The 19,639-nt window shown below is 34.0% G+C and carries 19 protein-coding genes and 1 pseudogene; 19 read left to right on the forward strand and 1 reads right to left on the reverse strand.

Annotation, left to right across the window (positions count from 1 at the left end; genetic code table 11):
- Positions 1-7 precede the first annotated feature (7 nt).
- From ACNQF6_RS11900 to ACNQF6_RS11990, 19 genes and pseudogenes are all read left to right on the forward strand, one after another.
- Complete coding sequence (locus tag ACNQF6_RS11900) at positions 8-2,884, forward strand: multicopper oxidase domain-containing protein (protein ID WP_417966120.1); 2,877 nt, start codon at positions 8-10, stop codon at positions 2,882-2,884.
- A 205-nt stretch (positions 2,885-3,089) separates the two neighbouring features.
- Positions 3,090-3,437 carry a four-helix bundle copper-binding protein gene (locus ACNQF6_RS11905; RefSeq protein WP_470303393.1) on the forward strand — a complete coding sequence of 116 codons (348 nt, stop codon included), beginning with the start codon at positions 3,090-3,092 and terminating at the stop codon, positions 3,435-3,437.
- A gap of 86 nt (positions 3,438-3,523) precedes the next feature.
- Positions 3,524-3,946 (forward strand): membrane or secreted protein, encoded by a 423-nt coding sequence (locus tag ACNQF6_RS11910; protein ID WP_417966122.1) that lies wholly within the window; start codon positions 3,524-3,526, stop codon positions 3,944-3,946.
- Positions 3,947-3,979: 33 nt separating this feature from the next.
- On the forward strand, positions 3,980-4,087 hold the full coding sequence (locus ACNQF6_RS11915) for a heavy metal-binding domain-containing protein (RefSeq protein ID WP_417966123.1): 108 nt from the start codon (positions 3,980-3,982) through the stop codon (positions 4,085-4,087).
- A gap of 84 nt (positions 4,088-4,171) precedes the next feature.
- A complete protein-coding gene (locus ACNQF6_RS11920; RefSeq protein WP_417966125.1) occupies positions 4,172-4,789 on the forward strand; it encodes a membrane or secreted protein in 618 nt (205 codons plus the stop codon).
- 30 nt (positions 4,790-4,819) lie between these two features.
- A complete protein-coding gene (locus tag ACNQF6_RS11925; RefSeq protein WP_417966126.1) occupies positions 4,820-4,957 on the forward strand; it encodes a hypothetical protein in 138 nt (45 codons plus the stop codon).
- 157 nt (positions 4,958-5,114) lie between these two features.
- Positions 5,115-5,195, forward strand: a complete 81-nt coding sequence (locus ACNQF6_RS11930; RefSeq protein WP_417966212.1) for a heavy metal-binding domain-containing protein — start codon at positions 5,115-5,117, stop codon at positions 5,193-5,195.
- Positions 5,196-6,073: 878 nt separating this feature from the next.
- Positions 6,074-6,463 carry a hypothetical protein gene (locus ACNQF6_RS11935; protein ID WP_417966128.1) on the forward strand — a complete coding sequence of 130 codons (390 nt, stop codon included), beginning with the start codon at positions 6,074-6,076 and terminating at the stop codon, positions 6,461-6,463.
- Positions 6,464-6,714: 251 nt separating this feature from the next.
- Entirely contained in the window at positions 6,715-7,143 is a 429-nt protein-coding gene (locus ACNQF6_RS11940) for a hypothetical protein (RefSeq protein ID WP_417966129.1), read from the forward strand.
- A 44-nt stretch (positions 7,144-7,187) separates the two neighbouring features.
- Positions 7,188-7,403 (forward strand): hypothetical protein, encoded by a 216-nt coding sequence (locus tag ACNQF6_RS11945; RefSeq protein WP_417966130.1) that lies wholly within the window; start codon positions 7,188-7,190, stop codon positions 7,401-7,403.
- 70 nt (positions 7,404-7,473) lie between these two features.
- Complete coding sequence (locus ACNQF6_RS11950; RefSeq protein ID WP_417966131.1) at positions 7,474-8,157, forward strand: HupE/UreJ family protein; 684 nt, start codon at positions 7,474-7,476, stop codon at positions 8,155-8,157.
- 10 nt (positions 8,158-8,167) lie between these two features.
- Positions 8,168-8,782, forward strand: a complete 615-nt coding sequence (locus tag ACNQF6_RS11955; RefSeq protein ID WP_417966132.1) for a hypothetical protein — start codon at positions 8,168-8,170, stop codon at positions 8,780-8,782.
- A gap of 30 nt (positions 8,783-8,812) precedes the next feature.
- On the forward strand, positions 8,813-13,153 hold the full coding sequence (locus ACNQF6_RS11960) for a CusA/CzcA family heavy metal efflux RND transporter (protein ID WP_417966133.1): 4,341 nt from the start codon (positions 8,813-8,815) through the stop codon (positions 13,151-13,153).
- On the forward strand, positions 13,153-14,388 hold the full coding sequence (locus tag ACNQF6_RS11965) for an MFS transporter (RefSeq protein WP_417966134.1): 1,236 nt from the start codon (positions 13,153-13,155) through the stop codon (positions 14,386-14,388). The genes ACNQF6_RS11960 and ACNQF6_RS11965 overlap by 1 nt, the downstream gene beginning before the upstream one ends.
- An 8-nt stretch (positions 14,389-14,396) precedes the next feature.
- A complete protein-coding gene (locus ACNQF6_RS11970; protein WP_417966135.1) occupies positions 14,397-16,241 on the forward strand; it encodes a heavy metal translocating P-type ATPase in 1,845 nt (614 codons plus the stop codon).
- Between the two features lie 70 nt (positions 16,242-16,311).
- The gene (locus ACNQF6_RS11975) at positions 16,312-17,436 is read left to right on the forward strand and encodes an efflux RND transporter periplasmic adaptor subunit (RefSeq protein WP_417966136.1); all 1,125 of its coding nucleotides are present in this window, start codon (positions 16,312-16,314) and stop codon (positions 17,434-17,436) included.
- Positions 17,437-17,454: 18 nt separating this feature from the next.
- On the forward strand, positions 17,455-17,625 hold the full coding sequence (locus tag ACNQF6_RS11980; RefSeq protein WP_417966137.1) for a hypothetical protein: 171 nt from the start codon (positions 17,455-17,457) through the stop codon (positions 17,623-17,625).
- A gap of 8 nt (positions 17,626-17,633) precedes the next feature.
- Complete coding sequence (locus ACNQF6_RS11985; RefSeq protein ID WP_417966138.1) at positions 17,634-17,996, forward strand: Fe-Mn family superoxide dismutase; 363 nt, start codon at positions 17,634-17,636, stop codon at positions 17,994-17,996.
- Between the two features lie 104 nt (positions 17,997-18,100).
- A pseudogene (locus ACNQF6_RS11990) lies at positions 18,101-18,181 on the forward strand (hypothetical protein); the annotation flags it as partial.
- Between the two features lie 764 nt (positions 18,182-18,945).
- Here ACNQF6_RS11990 and ACNQF6_RS11995 read toward each other — a convergent pair.
- Complete coding sequence (locus tag ACNQF6_RS11995; RefSeq protein ID WP_417966139.1) at positions 18,946-19,635, reverse strand: SIMPL domain-containing protein; 690 nt, start codon at positions 19,633-19,635, stop codon at positions 18,946-18,948.
- Between the last annotated feature and the right edge of the window lie 4 nt (positions 19,636-19,639).

Raw genomic sequence — 19,639 nt, forward strand, 5'->3', positions numbered from 1 at the left:
AAAAAAAATGAGAAAAATTATAGTATTAATATTCATTATGTCTATTTATTCCTTTGCCCAAGCACAGGATATGAAAGGTATGGATATGTCAAAAAAAGAAAAGACGCAAAAGGTGCAGCCCACAACGTACACCTGCCCAATGCACCCCGAAATTCACGCTGACAAACCGGGAAAATGCCCTAAATGTGGAATGACATTGATAAAGGAAAAAAGAAAAGCGGTTAAGAAATCGGTAGTTAAAAAGCAGGATGAAATGCAAATGCCCATGAAAAAGGCTTCTAACAAGAAGGACGACATGGACAATATGAAAACGGATAATAATAAGGTGGCATCCACAACATACACCTGCCCAATGCACCCCGAAATTCACGCTGACAAGCCAGGAAAATGCCCTAAATGCGGGATGACTTTGATAAAGGAAAAACCGAAAGCAGTTAAGAAATCGGTAGTTAAAAAGCATGATGATATGCAAATGCCCATGGAAAAGACTTCTGAAAAGAAAGACAACATGGACAATATGAAAACGGATAATAATGAGGCTCCTAAAAATCATGAGATGGGCAAAATGGATATGCCAAAAGCAAACTTAGGCTCCATAAAAACAATTGTAAACAATACACCGCCAAGAACAGTTCGGTACGATTTGTATGTGAGAGACACCATCGTAAATTTCACGGGTAAACCTAAAAGAGCCATTGCCGTAAACGGACAAATACCAATGCCAACACTTACGTTTACGGAAGGCGATACCGCTGAAATTTATGTGCACAATGAATTGGACGAAGAAACATCGTTGCATTGGCACGGTTTGTTTTTACCCAACAAAGAAGATGGTGTACCAAACCTTACACAAATGCCAATCAAACCGCATACTACCCACTTGTATAAATTTCCAATTATTCAGCACGGTACGCACTGGTATCATAGCCATACTGGATTACAGGAACAAATAGGGATGTACGGTTCTTTTACTATGAATAAAAGAGAAGAGCTTGATATTCCCACCATACCCATAGTTTTGAGTGAGTGGACAGATCTGAATCCCAATAATGTACATCGAATGTTGCATAATGCTTCGGATTGGTTTGCTATTAAAAAAGGAACAACCCAAAGTTATGCAGAAGCCATAAGAAGCGGCTATTTTAAAACCAAACTTAAGAACGAATGGAAGCGAATGAACGCGATGGATGTGAGCGATGTGTACTACGATAAATTCTTAATAAACGGAAAAAATGAAAGCCAACTTTCACAATTTAAAGCAGGCGATAAAGTCCGATTACGAATATCAAATGGAGGTGCCTCCACTTATTTCTGGCTAACGTATGCTGGCGGTAAAATAACAGTTGTAGCAAGCGATGGTAACGATGTAGAACCAGTCGAAGTAGATCGATTAATTATCGCCGTTTCCGAGACCTACGATGTTATCGTTACCATTCCTGCCGATAAAACGGCGTATGAATTTTTAGTTACATCCGAAGATCGCACGAAATCAGCTTCATTATATTTAGGTGATGGTATCAAGCAATTAGCCTCTCCTCTACCCAAGTTAAAATATTTTGAAGGAATGAAGATGATGAACGGCATGATGAAAATGAACGGAGATCTAGACGATATGGGAATGCAAATGTCGCTTAACCAAATGGACATGAACGTAGTCATGTATCCCGAAATTACTGGTGAGCTAAAGAAAAAAGGCGACGATAAAATGCCGGATATGAATATGGAGGGAGATAAAATGGATGGAATGGAGATGAATAAATGGGAGATGAAAGATAAGGATAAAGGCAAGGAGAAAAAAGAGGGTATGAATATGGGAGACCATAAAATGCAAGGCATGGACAATCAATATGATTCCAATGCACTTTCAGATATTACTACATTAAATTATGCCATGCTCAAATCGCCAACAAAAACCAATCTTCCGAAAGATGCACCAGTAAAAGAATTAAAGTTTGAACTTACCGGAAATATGAATCGTTATGTTTGGAGTCTGGATAACAAAGTAGTTTCAGAAAGTGATAAAATCTTAATTAAAAAAGGAGAAATCGTACGCATGATACTTCACAACAATTCTATGATGCGCCATCCAATGCACTTGCACGGACATGATTTTAGGGTAATCAACGGTCAAGAAGATTACGCTCCAATGAAAAACATCATTGACATTATGCCAATGGAAACTGATACGCTCGAATTTGCTGCAACAGAAAGTGGCGATTGGTTTTTTCATTGTCATATTTTATATCACATGATGAGCGGAATGGGCAGGGTTTTTAGTTATGAAGACTCACCTGCAAATCCATTAATCCCAAACCCTAAATTGGCGCAACGCAAATTGTTTGCTGACGATAGAGCATTTCACTTTATGGCCGAAAATGATTTTGCCACAAACGGAAACGATGGAGAAGCAATGTATCAAAGTACACGTTGGAGCATAGGAACAGAATGGCGTTTAGGTTACAAAGAACACCACGGTTATGAAACCGAAACCCATATTGGAAGATACATTGGAAAAATGCAATGGATAATGCCTTTTATAGGTTTTGATTGGAGATCTAGAAAAGGGGGAATAGACGTGCAAGAAAGAAATCTATTTGGGCAAACGAATACCAAAGACAATAGAGCTGTTTTTAGTGCAGGGGTTAATTACACTTTACCACTGCTTATAATGGCACAAGCCGAAGTGTTTACTGATGGAAATGTGCGTTTACAGTTTGAACGAAAAGACATCCCAGTTTCTAAAAGACTACGAATGAGTTTAATGTGGAATACCGACAAAGAATATATGGCAGGCTTACGTTATATTATCAAAAGAAACTTTGGAATAACTACACACTATGATAGTGATATGGGAATTGGTTTTGGTGCTACTTTGAATTATTAAAAAACTCAAATTTTAAATTTATATAAAGGATGCTTGTTCTAAAAGACAAGTGTCCTTTTTTTGCAATTACATTTTATAAAATGACGATAAGCTTCTTATAATGTGTGAATTATGTAATTATTTTATAGAATTCTTTTACGTTTTTATATGCTAAAAATCTACCTTTATACTGCGAAAATTAATTTGCAATTTAAATTTAAAAAAGATGAGTCATCAAAAATTTCAAGATTGTATCGATGCATGTTCAGAATGTGCAGTTGAGTGTTCACATTGTGAAAGTGAATGTTTGAATGAGCAAGACGTAAAAATGTTAGCGCGTTGCATAAAACTAGATCATGATTGCGCAGCTATTTGTTTATTTGCAATGCAGGCTATGGCAAGCGGAAGCGAGTTTGCTGAAAAAATCTGCAAATTATGCGCCGAAATTTGTACAGCTTGCGCCGAAGAATGTGAAAAACATGTGCACATGGAGCATTGCAAAAATTGTGCAGAAGCCTGTCGCAAATGTGCTGTTGAGTGCAGTAATATGAGTAAGTTAAGTGCAGTATCATGAGTAAAATATGAGTATTTAAATCTCTTAAATAAAGTTTCGTTTAGAGGAATTATTTAAGAGATTTTAAACAATCAAAATTATAAACTATGAAAACATTACAAAAAATCACATTAATTATTGTATCGATTGGTTTGTTTACATCGTGTCAATCCAAAACTGATGTAAATCAAATTCTTTCAAATTCAGATACAAAAAAGGCAATTATAGATACTATTGCTAACAATAGCGATATGTTTAAAGATATGATGCAAGCAATGATGACCAGTAGTAAAGGAAAAATGATGATGACAAATCACGAAAATATTATAAAAATGATGAAGGATAATCCAGCTATGATGAAAGGAATGATGACCGAAATGATGGAAGCATCTAAAACAGATACTACGATGATGTCTGAAATGTGTAAATCGATGATGGATAATCCTAAAATGATGGATATGATGAATGATAAAAAAATGCAATCACACAAAATGACTGGAATGGATAAAAATATGGATATGTCCAAATAATACAAATACAAACAACATTAAAATATAAAAAAAATGGAAACTCAAAAAACGTATACCTGCCCCATGCACCCAGAAGTTACTTCGGATAAACCCGGAAAATGTCCCAAATGGAGAATGAATTTAATGGAGAAAAAAGAATGAAAATTCTAATATTTAACAAGGTTTTTTCGCTTTAAAACGCAGACCTTTATACTGTTAATATGTTTAACAAATAAATTCAATATCATGAAAACGGTACAAAAAGTTGCATTAACGGTTGTTTTAATTGGTCTTCTATATTCCTGCCAGTCAACCAACCAAGTTCTCTCAAAATCAGATAAGAAAATGGAAATTATGAATGAGATTGCTAATAATGAAAGTATGTCAAAAGAGATGATGGGGATACTTATGAATAGCAAAAGCGGTATAATGATGCAGGAGAAGGAAAAGGAAATGATGAAGGATAGTAATGCGAAAATGATGGGAATGATGAAGGAAAATCCGGAAATGATGAAAAGTATGATGTCAGAGATGATGATGAAGAATCCAGAAATGATGAAAGAAAATCATGCTAAAATGATGGCAATGATGAAAGAAAATCCTGAAATGATGAAAAGCATGATGTCAGAAATGATGAAAGGAATGAAAGATAATCCAGAAATGATGAAAAGCATGATGTCAAAAATGGTAGAATCATCACAAGGCGATGACGCTATGATGGCTGGAATGTGTAAGGAGATGATGGGAAGTGAGAAAATGATGAAAATGATGGAGAAAATGAAAAAAGAAAAAATAGACATGAATAAAATGAAAGGAATGGATAAAAAGCCAGAAAAGAAAGAAGATCATAAAGCGCATCATTAATAATTTATTTAACCCTAACACTATAGAATTATGTTGAATAACGGTAACGGAGAAATGTATTTGAGAGATTATGCTTTCATGGGAATGCACACTTTTTGGTGGGTTTTTATAGTAGTTATTATTTTAATACTCGTTATAGGAGCCAACAATTTCAGAAGAAGAAAATGATTAATGCGACTTTTATAATTATAGAAATGGGAATAATAATAGCATTAGCATTTATACTCGCGATAAGCTCCTATGCTATGCAGAAGATAGAAATGAAAGGAAAATTTTCAAAAAAACAGATATTCTCTAGACGCAGTCTATAACCCACACTTGTATAATGCATCCTGAAATTCATGCCATTAAACCGGGAAAATGTCCCAAATGCGGTATGGATTTGATTAAGGAAAAAGCAAAATAGGTAAAAAAATCCGTTCAAAAAAAGTAAGCTTCAAAATTTAGTTTGTGATCTGGATGTAAATGTCTTCAAGTAGGGAATGTTCAGTTTTCCTTTCAGGATTATTAGCTTTATGGATGTGTTAATAAGTTTTACATTCATTGAATCTATTGTAGTGCGTAAAGTAGTTGGACTAAGTGTTAACCCGATTTCAGCAGTTTCATAATTGATTAAAACAAACAAATGATTGCTATTGGCTATTATTATAGAATCTCCGTATGAGGCAATAACCTCAATACTTCCTTCTCTGGTAATGATCGTAAACTCTATTTTGGTAGCTCGGAAGAGTTTACGCAGAGTGTGACTGAAGGACTCATCATATTGATTTGATTTTTTCACAGTTGTCGTTCTAGTTTTTAAGTTAAACCATCAACCAAATACAAATTCTCGATACTTTTTACTATAAATTTACGGTTCAATTAAGGATGTAACTAGGAATTTTTTATTTTCACAAATAAATAATATATTCCATACTGTAGGAATGATTAACTTCATAAAACAATTAGCAGTTTTATCGTCTTTATTCTACCCATATCGCCATCGCCATGTCTAATAATACTTTACCTATGTTTATAAATGTACAAGCCAAATTACTTAGTGATGACAACTTCAGATTACAATTTTAAAAAAATCTTATTTCAAACGATTTTAAATGAGTTTAGTATGAAATACCTAATAAAATACATCTATTGATTAGTTGACAGAGAACATTACAATCTAAAAGTCAACACAATTGATGCGCCATTATTAAAATTGGTTTAGAAGTTTTGGTAAATTAAGATTTACTTAATATTTTGTTTTCAAAATATTGGTAATCAATAAAATTTATTACTTTTACATTCTTGAAAAAAATAATTTCCATATCATTCCTATTCATCTTTTTGTGTGCCAACACAGAGATGTGGCAATTATTGAAATTACCCAGCTTAATAGAACACTTTACAGAACATCACGACCACGATGATGATCTTGATATTTCATTTGCTGATTTTATTGATTTTCATTATAATAATACTGAGAAACACTCGAGCAAAGAAAATGAGAATCATCAAAATTTACCTTTCAAGACAATTAATGCAAATGTGAATACGGTTCTTGCTTTTGAAAACCAAACAGAGTTTTCTTTTCGCAAGCCTAACATTATTAATCTAAACCGCACTGTACCTTTCAGTCAGGATTTTTACATTTCCAGCGTTTTTGCCTCTATCTGGCTTCCTCCTAAGTTGAGTTAATTAATTTTATTTTAAATCGTAATTAGTTATATTTTAAATATTTCTGATTGCTTATTTTAAAATAGGCTTTGCTATTTTCCTATAGCAATCGACACCTTGTATCAATTCCATTACCATTCATCACTAGCGAGACGTTTAAGAATTTTATGTTACCCAATAACTAAAATCTTTTTAGTTATCACAAACTCTCATAGCGTTTTTAGTGCTTTCCTGTAATGCAATGCATTTTTTTAACTCTAAAAACATCCATAATGCAAAAAATAAAATCAATCGCAATTGGCATATTCTTACTAGTAGCAGGAACAATAATTTCTAATGCACAAGTAAACGAAAATCAATCAAAAGGACCAAATGGTGGCATCATTCAGAATTCAGGCGACTACAAAATAGAAATGGTCAAAAGAGAAAATAATATTAGTTTTTACGTACTCAATGCGAAAGGAAAAACAGTTTCAAATAAAAAAATTACTGGATTGGTAGTTTTTGAATTTTTCAATAAAACAAAAGCAACTAATCCAGTTTCTTTGGACACCAACAATTCTTTATTTGTCCAAGTTCCTAAAGCAAGCATATATGCGTATTGTACCATCACATTACTTGTCAATGGAAAGACAATCTCTTCTAAATTTAGAAACAGCCAAGTTTCTGAACAAGATATTAATCATGGACATCAACATTAATTCAATTTTATTATTCTTTATAAACCCAATTTAAATTTACAATTATGAAAAAAATTTTAATCCTAGCTGCTATAGCAATCGGAATGTTAATTTCTTGTAACAAAAAAGCAAACAACGAAACGGAGAACACTGAAGTTCAAACAATCGAAACCACAGAACAAGTTCAAACAATCACAGATACTACTAATCAAGTAAGTACGGATAGCATTAATCAAGCGGAGCAAGACAAAGTTGATGCGGCTCATGGACACACTCATTAGTATAATTTATCAGGCTGCTTCTCTTCCGAAAATTTCAGGAGAGAAGTAGTTTTTAAAAGAAAATAAAATTATGAACTCAAAAAAAATAATACTCCTTGTCATACTACTTTTTGTATGCATCGGAAATGTATTTGCTCATGGTGTCGATGAAAATACAAAGACTTTTTTAACAGGAAATGATGGCGTAGCTTTTGGTCCATTTCTTTACATTGGTGCAAAACACATGCTTACGGGTTACGATCATTTGCTTTTTTTAGTGGGCGTTATCTTTTTCCTTTATCGCCCAAAAGAAGTTTTGCTTTATGTAAGTTTCTTTACAATTGGTCACAGCGCAACATTGTTATTTGGCGTTATGAGTAATATATCAATTAATTCGTATTTAATTGATGCAATCATTGCGCTTTCAATAGTGTACAAAGGTTTTGATAATTTAGGTGGTTTCAAGAGATTTTTCGGAATGCAACCCAATACAAAAGCAGCTGTTTTGATTTTCGGATTATTTCATGGTTTCGGGCTTGCCAGCAAATTGCAGGATTTCAAATTTGAAAAAGAAGGATTGTATAGTAATCTGCTTGGGTTCAATATTGGTGTCGAAATAGGTCAATTTATAGCATTAACTTTTGTGTTAATCTTTATCACTTTATGGCGCAGACATTCCAGCTTTATGAAATTTTCAACAATAACAAATACGATACTTATGGCTGCTGGATTTGTTTTAATAGGGTATCAATTAACAGGTTATTTTACATCTTAAAAATTAAAAAATGTCAGAAATAAATCATCAAACAGTAAATAAAAAACAAATTATCAAAGCAGTTATCTTCGCTTTACTACTTTCCATATTAATTTTAGTAAGCGCTGTTTTACCTGCCGAATATGGAATAGACCCAATAGGAACAGGCAAATTGTTCGGGTTCAGTAAGCTTCATGTTCAAAAAAATCAAGAAGAAACAACTGCACAAAAAATATTTCCTCTAATAAAAATGGAAAAAGCAGGTTCTGGACCAGAAGTAAAAAGACCAGTCGAGGCAGATAATCCTATTCCAAAAAAGCAATACGCAGAAAGAGAAGATACGGTTGAAGTAATTGTTCCTGCAGGAAAAGGGATTGAATATAAGACCTATATGCTAAAAGGTGGGAAAATGAAATACGAATGGAAAACTAATGATGGAACCGTTTATTTAGATTTTCACGGTGAAGTAAAACAGGCAAAGGCAGTTAATGATGTCTATTTTGAAAGTTACACCCTTGCTTATTCCAATAATATGGTAGGAACTTTTTATGCTCCTTTTGAAGGAAAGCATGGATGGTTTTTTAGGAATAATGAAAATAAAGATATTACAGTTACTCTAAAATTAAAAGGTCAATATTCAATTTAACTATTGACTAACCATAAATCTAAAAAAAATATGCTAAATAAAATTATAGAGTTTTCAATCAAAAACAAACTCATTATTGGACTATTTATTTTTGCGCTCATCGGATATGGGAGTTATCAATTTACCAAATTGCCAATCGATGCCGTTCCTGATATTACAGACAATCAAGTTCAGGTTATTACATCGGCACCTTCATTGGGTGCAACCGATATTGAACGACTGATTACTTTTCCAATTGAACAAGCCAACAGTAATATTCCTGGACTGAAAGAAATTCGAAGTTTTTCTCGTTTCGGTTTATCAGTGGTTACCATTGTTTTTAATGATGCAACGAATGTGTACTGGGCGAGACAGCAAGTCACCGAAAGATTAAGTGCGGTAAAAGACCAAATCCCCAAAGGTATTGGAGATCCATTTCTGGCTCCAGTAACAACAGGACTAGGTGAAATTTACCAATATGCTGTTCGAACCAAACCCGGTTACGAAAAAAAATATGATGTAACCGAGTTGAGAACTATTCAGGATTGGATTGTTCGCCGTCAATTATTAAGCGTTGAAGGTGTTGCAGAAGTAAGTAGTTTCGGTGGAAAATTGAAACAATTTGAAATTGCCATTGATCCAAATAAATTGCAATCGTATAATATTACAATTACGGATGTTTTTACTGCATTAGAAAAAAACAATCAAAATACGGGTGGTGCTTATATTGAAAAAGGACCTAAAGTTTTATACATCCGAAGTGAAGGATTAATTAGTACCATCGAAAATATAAAAGACATTTCTATTAAAAACACGAATAGTGGTAGCCCGTTATTTATCCGTGACGTAGCCGATGTTCGTATTGGTAGCGCTATTCGATATGGTGCAATGACTTTTAATAAGAAAGGAGTGCAATCTGGCGAAGTTTCGGGTGCGGTAGTAATGATGTTAAAAGGAGCCAATAGTAATGTGGTTATTAAAAGTATTAAGGATCGTATTGCACAAATCGAAAAAACATTACCCGAAGGCGTTATTCTGGAACCTTTTCTAGACCGAACCAAAATGGTGAATAATTCCATTTCAACAGTAGAAAAAAACTTATTGGAAGGAGCATTAATTGTACTTTTTGTTTTAATTTTCTTTTTAGGAAATATAAGAGCAGGATTAATTGTTGCCTCAGTTATTCCCTTAGCGATGTTGATAGCGGTCATACTGATGAATATGTTTGGGGTGAGCGGTAATTTAATGAGTTTAGGAGCATTAGATTTTGGACTGATTGTAGATGGTGCAGTTATTATTGTTGAAGCCTGTTTATTTAGTCTTCACAGCAGGAAAGCTTCACAAATTTCACAGCAAGATATGGACAACACCGTATTGAAAACGTCAATAAAAATGCGTAATGTATCCGTATTTGGGGAGTTGATTATATTGATCGTGTACATTCCCATTTTTACTTTGCGTGGTATTGAAGGGAAAATGTTTTTGCCTATGGCACAAACAATTGCATTTGCTCTGTTTGGTGCTTTTATATTGTCGCTGACTTATGTTCCGATGATGACCGCTTTATTTTTGAATAAAAATATATCCCACAAAAAAAATTTTTCAGATAGAATGATGGAAAAATTAGAAAATTTCTACCAACCCATTCTGAACAAAGCATTAGGAATTCCAAGAACAATTATCGCTGTAACTTTGGCATTATTTGTTTTAGCACTGATTACACTTTCGTTTATGGGTGGCGAATTTATGCCCTCATTAGAAGAAGGAGATTTCGCAGTAGAAACAAGGGTTTTGCCGGGAAGTAATTTGCAAACTTCGATGACAGCCATTTCGCAAGGTGCAAAAATATTACTAGAAAAATTTCCCGAAGTGGAGAAAATTGTAGGCAAAACAGGAAGTAGTGAAGTGCCTACTGATCCAATGCCCATTGATGCCAGTGATATGATGATCATCTTAAAGGACAAAAGCGAATGGACTTCTGCTAAAACTTTTGATGAATTGTCAGAAAAAATGGCAAAAGAATTAGAAGCTGTCCCCGGTGTTTCTTACGGTTTTCAGTATCCAGTGCAAATGCGATTTAATGAATTAATGACTGGTGCAAGGCAAGATGTAGTCTGCAAAATATTTGGAGAAAATTTAGACTCACTGGCTTTGTACGCTAATAAATTAGGTAAAATTGTAAATACAGTAGAAGGAACTTCCGACCTTTATGTAGAAACTGTTACTGGAATGCCACAAGTGGTAATTGACTACAACAGAGCTTCTATTGCGCAATACGGATTGAATATTCAGGATATTAATCGAATAGTAAACACCGCATTTGCAGGACAAAGTACTGGGGTTGTTTACGAAGGTGAAAAACGATTTGATTTAGTGGTTCGTTTAACAGGCGAAAAACGTCAGGATTTGGCGGATGTTCAAAATTTATTAATTCCAACGTCCACGGGTTCGCAAATTCCTTTATCACAGTTGGCCAAAGTTGAAATTACCGAAGGCCCAAATCAAATCCAAAGAGAAGATGCCAAACGTAGGATTGTTGTTGGTTTTAATGTTCGTGGCCGTGATGTACAAAGTATTGTAAAAGAATTACAAGGCAAAGTCAATGCTCAAATAAAATTTCCTGCGGGTTACTACCCTACTTATGGCGGAGCTTTTGAAAACTTAAATGAAGCCAAAAACCGTTTGATGATTGCTGTGCCGGTTTCATTACTATTAATATTTATTCTGCTCTATTTCGCATTCAATTCAGTAAAACAAGGGCTATTGATTTACTCTGCAATTCCACTTTCGGCAATTGGAGGTATTTTCTTTTTAGCGTTGCGGGGAATGCCTTTTAGCATTAGTGCCGGAGTTGGTTTTATAGCTTTATTTGGTGTAGCGGTTCTGAATGGATTGGTATTGATTGCAGAATTCAATAGCATACGAAAATCGGGTGAAACCGATTTAAAATCAATTGTTTTACAAGGCACCAAAGTACGTTTACGCCCAGTTTTAATGACCGCATTTGTAGCCTCATTAGGATTTTTACCGATGGCATTAAGCAACGGTTCCGGAGCCGAAGTGCAAAAACCATTAGCAACTGTTGTGATCGGAGGATTATTAGTGGCCACATTCTTAACATTATTTGTTTTACCAATATTATATATCATGTTTGAAAAAGGAATTAATTTAAAACCAAAAAGGATAAAATCAATTACAACAATCATGGTATTGGGACTGTTTTTTTCTTTTCAAAATGCAGATGCTCAGGAAAAAATTTCATTAGAGAAAGCGATTGAAACGGCTCTTTCAAATAATATCAAAATTAAAAGCGGAAAACTAAATTCAGAGTACTTGCAACAAATGACCAAAACAGGTTATGACATTTCCAACACGGGAATTATTGGCGAATACGGTCAGTTTAACAGCAATGTAAATGATATGAAAATTGGTATTTCGCAAAGCATAAAATTTCCAACCGTTTACAAAAGGCAGAAACAACTTTTAATTGAAGAAGCCAAAAAAGGGCAATGGAACGAAGCTATTCAAAGAAAGGAATTGACCAGACAGGTAACAGTCGTGTTTTACGAAATGATGTATCTACAAGAAAAGGAAAAATTGTTGCTAAAAAGTGATAGTGTTTATTCTGAATTTTTAAGGATTTCAGCGCTTCGTTTTGACAAAGGCGAAAGCAATATATTAGAAAAAGCAACCGCTGAGAACCAATCTGGGCAAATAAAAATTCAACTTCTGGGATTACAAAGTGATTATAAAATAATACAATCACAATTCAAGTATTTACTTAATTCCGATAAAGACTTTGTCCCGGTTTCCGATAAATTAAAAATGGATTTTACCGAAAATTTAGATAAAAATTCTATTGGAAATCAACCCAGTATAAAATTATTTGAGCAAGAAGTCAATAGCAGCAAAGCGGAAGTTTCACTTGAAAAATCTAAAAAATTGCCCGAATTAATAGGCGGCGTGTATTGGCAGACTTTCAAAGCAAATACTGAGTTTCAAGACAGTTATAATGGTGTTTACGGACAATTTGGAGTGGCACTTCCGGTATTCAATACAGCAATTAATAACAGGAAAAAGGCATTAGAGATAAACACTCAAATAGCTGAAAATAATTTAAATAATGAAAAAATCAAGTTTCAAAATCAATATCAGCAAGTAGTCCAGGAATATAAAAAACACAAAGAAACGATTGCCTATTACGAAAGTCAGGCGTTGAAAAATGTGGATTCGGTAACCAAAGCTGCTAATGATAAATTCATCAATGGTGATATCAATTATTTGGAATGGGTAATGCTTATTAATCAAAGTACCGAAATTCAAAACAATTATATTGAAGCGGTTAAAAAATTGAATATAAGTGTTGTTGAACTTAATTATCTATCTAATTAATGATGAATTTAAAACAAATATTGATTGAACCTTTCATAGTATTAGAAAATAAAACCTTTGCTAAGTTGTATATGGCGCAAACCATCAGTCTTTTGGGTGATGCGTTTTCGTGGGTTGGGTTGGCTTTATTAGCCTATCAGATAGACGCAGCAAATTCACCAATAATTCTCGCAACAGCATTAACTTTACGAGTTACTGCATTTATAATTTTTTCTCCATTTGCAGGAGTTTTGGCTGATAAAGTACAACGAAAAAAAATTCTATATGTAACCCATTTTACACGAATGGCACTGGTTTGTTGTCTTCCTTTTATCACGTCTGCTTGGCAAATTTACGTTTTAGTATTTTTATTAAATGTGTTTAATGCCTTTTTTACCCCAACCTACCGTGCTATCATTCCACAAATTATTGAAAATAAATATTACAGGGAAGCTATTGGACTGTCAACTGCAACATTTCAATTACTGGGAATTTTAGGTCCAGCATTAGCAGGAATTGTAGCCGTTTGGTTTGGCGTAAGACAAATATTTTTTTTAGATGCAATTTCGTTTATTATTGCAGGAATTTTAATTCTTTCTATTTCTGCCAACGATCTTCAAAAAGGAGTGAATGATCTGGCAAAACAATCAAGCAGTACCTGGAACGATGTAATAAAAGGGATTCGCTTGTTGTTCGGTAATAAAATATTGCAATTTGCTTTGGGTATCGAATTTGTTTCTGCAATTGCCGGTGCAATGATTTTGGTAAATACCATAAGTCACATTAAGAATGATTTGTTGCTTGACGATAAATATTATGGTTGGGCCATGGCAACTTTCGGGATTGGTGCAGCCATTTCAGCTTTTATTTTAGGAAGTTTAGACAAATCTAAAACACGAAGTACATCATTAATCAGTGGTGCATTATTATTAGGGATTTCAATTTGTTTGGTTAATTATTTTGGATATGCAACACTTCTAGTTTTATGGCTCTTTGCGGGTTTAGGCCAAAGTCTCGCTGAAATGCCTTCAGAAACATTAATTGCCGAAACCATTTCATCCGAAAATCAGGGAAAAGTATATGGTTCCCACTTTGCATTTTCGCATCTATGGTGGGCAATAGCCTATCCGATAGCTGGTTTTTTAGGTTCGCAGTTCCCTAAAACTGACTTTTTATATGGTGGGATTCTAACCTTATCTTTAGCCATTTTATGTGTTATTATTTTTAAGCCAAATATTAATTTTCAAAATAAATAATTTTAATTATGAATTATACACAAACCTTTTTTTCGCGGCAGTTCCTTTGGGAAATTGTACGGATTATCACCGTAGGAATTGCGAGCTTGTTATTTTATTTTGAAATTATTCCATTACCCGTTTTGATAGTCGCAATGGCTTTCGGTCTTTATTCATTAGTAAAAACCGCAGTACTGGATATCATCAAAGAAAAAAAAATAGGTACCGAATTGTTTATTACCATAGCGGTAATAATTTCAGTTCTTGGTAAGGAATATTTGGCTGGTGCTGTCGTACTTATGATAATCCTTATTGCAGAATATATCGCAAGTGCGAGTACCGAAAAAGCAAGAGCTTCTATCAAAGAGTTAATAGGTTCCGTTCCTAAAACGGCAATAGTAAAAAAAGAGAATCAAGAATCCGTAGTGCAAATAACCGATTTAAAAATAGGTGATATTGTTCTGGTAAAAGCCGGAGAAAAAATCCCAGTTGATGGTAAAGTGATTGGCGGATCGGGTTCTGTGAACCAGGCACCTATAACCGGCGAAAGTGTACCTCAGGAAAAAACAGCAGGAAGTGAAGCATTTGCCGGAACCATACTGGAATTAGGTGCGCTCGATATAGAAATGACAAAAGCAGGATTAGATACCGTTTTTTCACGAATCATTTCACTGGTGGAAGAGGCAGAAAGCCAGCAAGCACCTATTGAAAAATTCACCGACAAAGTGGCTTCGTGGCTTATTCCGGTGGTATTTATTTTTGTGGGTACGGTTTACTTTTTTACACGTGACGTCAAACTGGTCATTGCATTGCTGATTTTTACCTCCCCTGCCGAATTAGGTTTGGCAACACCGCTTGTTACCATTGCGGCGATTGCACGTGCTGCGAGAGAAGGCATTTTGATAAAAGGAGGTTTATTTTTAGAAGAGCTTGCAAAAGTAACAACCATTGTTTTTGATAAAACCGGCACATTAACTGTTGGAAGTCCTATTGTGAATGCCGTTGAAATATTAGATCCAGCTTATAATGAAATCCAATTAGTTCAATTTGCTGCTGCTGTTGACCGACGTTCCAGTCATCCATTGGCAAAAGCAATCTTAAGCTATGCCGATCAATTAAAACTTACCTATGGCGAGCCTGAAAATTTCGAGGTGGTAAAAGGACGTGGTGTTTCAGCAAAAATAGATGGCAGGTCTGTTTTATTAGGAAACAAGCTCTTTATGGAAGAAAGTAAAGTACCGGTGTCGAAATCCTCAGAAAGTAGTACCGATTCTGTTATTTACCTTTCAGTTGATAATAAATTGGCGGGTATCTTTTATATATCCGATGCGATACGTGAAGGTGCAAAAGAAATGATTGAAGGTTTAAGAAGAAGTGGAATTGAAAACATAGTTATGCTTACCGGAGATAATCCTGAAACGGCCAAGCACGTTGCCAATCAGATAGGAATTACCGATTTCAGAGCCAATTTATTGCCCGAAGACAAAATCAATATCATAAAAGAATTGCAAAAAGACGGTTCTAAGATTGCAATGGTGGGCGACGGCATTAATGATGCGCCTGCTTTAGTCCAGGCAAATATTGGCATAGCAATGGGTGCTATGGGAACAGAAGCAGCAATGGAAGCGGCTGATATCGTTCTGATGCAGGATAAGTTGGAAAAAATCGCCAAGGCTCGTGCTATTAGTAAAAGAGCCTATCGAACTATTCGTGAAAATATTTTTGTAGGGGTTGGTGTCGTTCATGTAATTGGAATTACCCTTGTTTTGCTTAGAATAATTGGACCGATTGAAGCTGCAGCTATTCATTTACTTCCTGATACTTTAGTCTTTATAAATTCCATAAAACTTCTTCGTGTTAAAATAGAAGTATAACAAATCATTTATTTAAAAAGAGAATTATTAAATCAATCTCTTAAAATCTTCAAAACAAATAATACAAATTATGAAAAATATAGTCATTACAATTGCAGCTTTAATCTTCCTTTCTTCCTGTGGAGACAAGAAAACGGAAAGCGAAACAGAAGTCACTCCAACTGTCGAAAACACGACAACTCTTACTGATGCACAAATAAAAAATGCAGGTATTGTAACGGGAAAAATTGAGCAAAAAGAAGTTTCTTCTACCTTAAAATTAAATGGTAAAATAGATGTACCGCCTCAAAGCTTAGTGTCAATAAGTGTGCCGATGGGTGGTTATTTAAAATACACCAAACTTTTAGAGGGAATGTATGTAACCAAAGGGCAGGTCTTGTGTGTGGTAGAAGACCAACAATACATTCAACTGCAGGAAGATTACCTTTTGGCTAAAGCAAAAATAGGATATGCAAAAGCCGAATTCGAAAGACAAAGAGAACTCAACCGAAGCAAAGCTAGCAGCGATAAAGTGTATCAACAAGCACAATCAGAATACAACTCACTATCGGTAATGATCCAAACATATGGAGCGAAATTAAAATTCGCAGGGATAAATCCAAGTAATGTTTCTACCAAGAACATTTCAAAAAGTATCAATATTTATTCGCCAATAAGCGGTTATGTATCGAAAGTAAATGTAAATACTGGCAAATATGTAAGCCCAAGCGACATTTTATTCGAGATTGTAAATCCATCTGACATTCATTTGGCCTTGACCGTTTTTGAAAAAGATATCGATAAATTGGCTATTGGCCAATCGGTAGTTGCTTATACCAATACCAATACAGAGAAAAAATATTATTGCAAAATTATTCTAATCGGTAAAGATTTTTCCGAAAACAGAAGTACCGAAATGCACTGCCATTTTACAAACTTCGACAAAGCACTTTTACCGGGAATGTATATGAATGCTGAAATTGAGTTAAGTAGCCAGCAGTCAAATGTGCTGCCATCTGAAGCTATTGTGAATTATGAAAACAAAAATTATATCTTTATAGAAAAGGGAACCAATCAATTTGAAATGAGAGAAGTAACAACAGGAAATACAGAAAATGAATTTACTGAAATTATTTCAGAGGATTTAAATGATGCAAAGATCGTGATAAAAGGGGCTTATTCACTTTTGATGAAAATGAAGAATGTAGAAGACTAAAAAAAGTAACTTCACAGTATGGACAGAAAAGAGTTTCTAAAATCAAGTACGTTATTTGGCGCATCTGCATTAATGCTTCCAACCACAAGCGCATTTGCTAAAAATTTAGCTGAAAATTCAATTGATGAATTGGTCGATGCCAATGGTAATTATATTCAACAGACTTTATCATATAACGAAAGTTTTTAGAACCTTATATGGATGCCAAAACCTTACATCTACATTATACTTTTCATCACGGTGATGGGGTAAAAGTAGCAAAGAAGGATTTGCAAATGATAAAAAAAGCGTCGGACGAAAACAATTTGGAAACTGTAGATTTCTGGACAAAGAAGTTATCCTATCATTTTTCATCGCATATCTTACATTCCATATTTTGGACAAACCTAACTAATAAAAAAACAGCATCACAAGACGAGTTGCTAAAGCGAATTGAGAAAAATTTAGGGAGTTTCGATAAACTTAAAATATTAATTGCTGCTACCTCAAAAAATGTAGATGGCAATGGTTGGGGAATTTTGGCATATCAGCCATACAGCGATAGTTTGGTAATTTTATAATGCGAAAACCACGAAAAACTAACACAATGGCTCCCATTCCTTTATTGGTTATTGATGTTACGGAATAGGCCTATTGTTTAAAATACAAAAATAAACGAACCGATTTCGTGGATGCTTTGTTTACTAATATTAATTGGGATAATGTAGCATTACGACTAAATGATGCGTTAAAATTGACATTATAAAATTTTGAAATTAGGGTATCAGGACAAATCAGAAAATGACTCATTAGTCAGGTTCTTTTATTCATTAAATCGTTGTTAATCAAATAAATATTATTTTAAATCACATTCATTCTTGGAGTTCGATACGCATTTCCATCCAAAAGCAATGTCTTTTTCTGTATTACAATTGATTCAAGATACTGTTTAGGACACTATTAGTAAAAAATATTAAATTAGCGTAAACTAAAAAAATATTAAATAAACTTTTTAGACTATCATAAAATTACTTAATTTTGATTTTCAAAACATGAATTACATCATTCAATTTAAACAAGTTAATTAAATAATTTACTTAAAAAATGGCTTAAAATTGTCATGTTGAGTTTTGTGGCAAAATCGTGGCACATCAGTTTATAAGTAGTTGAAAATGCAGTATAGGCGCGGGTTCCAACTTATTGGTTCGAATCCTGCTCTCCCCACTAAAACGTTTCAAGCAATTGAGACGTTTTTTTTTGCAAACAATTTAGCAGGTTCTCCCGAAGCTACGGGACTACTCTCCCCACTAAAACGTTTCAAGCAATTGAGACATTTTTTTTGCAAACAATTTAGCAGGTTCTCCCGAAGCTTCGGGACTGCTCTCCCCACGAAAACTCTTCAAACAATTGAAGAGTTTTTTTATTTACCTTAATTGATACTTTTATATATTTAGGATATAGTTGATTCAAAAAAAATCCCATCTCATTTTTATCTGAGATGGGATTTCTAAAATATAATTTTTAGCTTCTTTATTCTAAAATAAAACTCACAGTCACATTAGCCGTAATATTGATCTCTCCTACCGCTAACGTTTCTCTTGGAGCACTAGCATCACTACTTTCCATTGTTTTCATTGCTGCATACATCGGTTGCGGATAATAGGTTTGTGAATTATCCGATATAGTCATTGCACGCCCTACTTTTTGTCCTAAAACAGAAACATAATCTTCGGCTTTCAATTTTGCATCCTTCATCGCTAATTTTCTAGCTTCAGATTGATATTGTGCTAATTTTGAAGATTGGAAAGTAACATTATCAATTCTATTAATTCCTTGGTCTACCAAACCTTCCATCAATTCATCATATTTAGATAAATCTCTCAATAGAATTTCAATTGTTTGAGTGGCATTATAACTGTGTTTCTTTTTTTCATAATCGTATTGTGGATTCAATGAAACACGTTGTGTCTTAAAATCTGCTGGCGCTAAGTTCATTTTTTTTATAAACTTTAAAACAGCCTCAATTTTTTCATCATTTTGTTTTTTTACATCTTTGGCATTATTCCCTTTTGTTTCAACAGTTACTGTCATAGTAGCCTGATCCGGAATAACTTTTACTTTTCCTTCTCCACTTACATTTATTTGAGGAACTTGCTTAACTTCTTGTCCATAAGACATAGAAATAAATAGAACAGACAGAATTAATAGTGCTTTTTTCATTTTT

The sequence above is a fragment of the Flavobacterium pasteuri genome, assembly GCF_048286615.1.
GTDB lineage: Bacteria > Bacteroidota > Bacteroidia > Flavobacteriales > Flavobacteriaceae > Flavobacterium.

Bases quoted from the DNA above. Each gene is read 5' to 3' on its own strand.
- ACNQF6_RS11900 (WP_417966120.1), top strand. From the start codon at position 8: ATGAGAAAAATTATAGTATTAATATTCATTATGTCTATTTATTCCTTT.
- ACNQF6_RS11905 (WP_470303393.1), top strand. From the start codon at position 3,090: ATGAGTCATCAAAAATTTCAAGATTGTATCGATGCATGTTCAGAATGT.
- ACNQF6_RS11910 (WP_417966122.1), top strand. From the start codon at position 3,524: ATGAAAACATTACAAAAAATCACATTAATTATTGTATCGATTGGTTTG.
- ACNQF6_RS11915 (WP_417966123.1), top strand. From the start codon at position 3,980: ATGGAAACTCAAAAAACGTATACCTGCCCCATGCACCCAGAAGTTACT.
- ACNQF6_RS11920 (WP_417966125.1), top strand. From the start codon at position 4,172: ATGAAAACGGTACAAAAAGTTGCATTAACGGTTGTTTTAATTGGTCTT.
- ACNQF6_RS11925 (WP_417966126.1), top strand. From the start codon at position 4,820: ATGTTGAATAACGGTAACGGAGAAATGTATTTGAGAGATTATGCTTTC.
- ACNQF6_RS11930 (WP_417966212.1), top strand. From the start codon at position 5,115: ATGCATCCTGAAATTCATGCCATTAAACCGGGAAAATGTCCCAAATGC.
- ACNQF6_RS11940 (WP_417966129.1), top strand. From the start codon at position 6,715: ATGCAAAAAATAAAATCAATCGCAATTGGCATATTCTTACTAGTAGCA.
- ACNQF6_RS11945 (WP_417966130.1), top strand. From the start codon at position 7,188: ATGAAAAAAATTTTAATCCTAGCTGCTATAGCAATCGGAATGTTAATT.
- ACNQF6_RS11950 (WP_417966131.1), top strand. From the start codon at position 7,474: ATGAACTCAAAAAAAATAATACTCCTTGTCATACTACTTTTTGTATGC.
- ACNQF6_RS11955 (WP_417966132.1), top strand. From the start codon at position 8,168: ATGTCAGAAATAAATCATCAAACAGTAAATAAAAAACAAATTATCAAA.
- ACNQF6_RS11960 (WP_417966133.1), top strand. From the start codon at position 8,813: ATGCTAAATAAAATTATAGAGTTTTCAATCAAAAACAAACTCATTATT.
- ACNQF6_RS11965 (WP_417966134.1), top strand. From the start codon at position 13,153: ATGATGAATTTAAAACAAATATTGATTGAACCTTTCATAGTATTAGAA.
- ACNQF6_RS11970 (WP_417966135.1), top strand. From the start codon at position 14,397: ATGAATTATACACAAACCTTTTTTTCGCGGCAGTTCCTTTGGGAAATT.
- ACNQF6_RS11975 (WP_417966136.1), top strand. From the start codon at position 16,312: ATGAAAAATATAGTCATTACAATTGCAGCTTTAATCTTCCTTTCTTCC.
- ACNQF6_RS11980 (WP_417966137.1), top strand. From the start codon at position 17,455: ATGGACAGAAAAGAGTTTCTAAAATCAAGTACGTTATTTGGCGCATCT.
- ACNQF6_RS11985 (WP_417966138.1), top strand. From the start codon at position 17,634: ATGGATGCCAAAACCTTACATCTACATTATACTTTTCATCACGGTGAT.
- ACNQF6_RS11995 (WP_417966139.1), bottom strand. From the start codon at position 19,635: ATGAAAAAAGCACTATTAATTCTGTCTGTTCTATTTATTTCTATGTCT.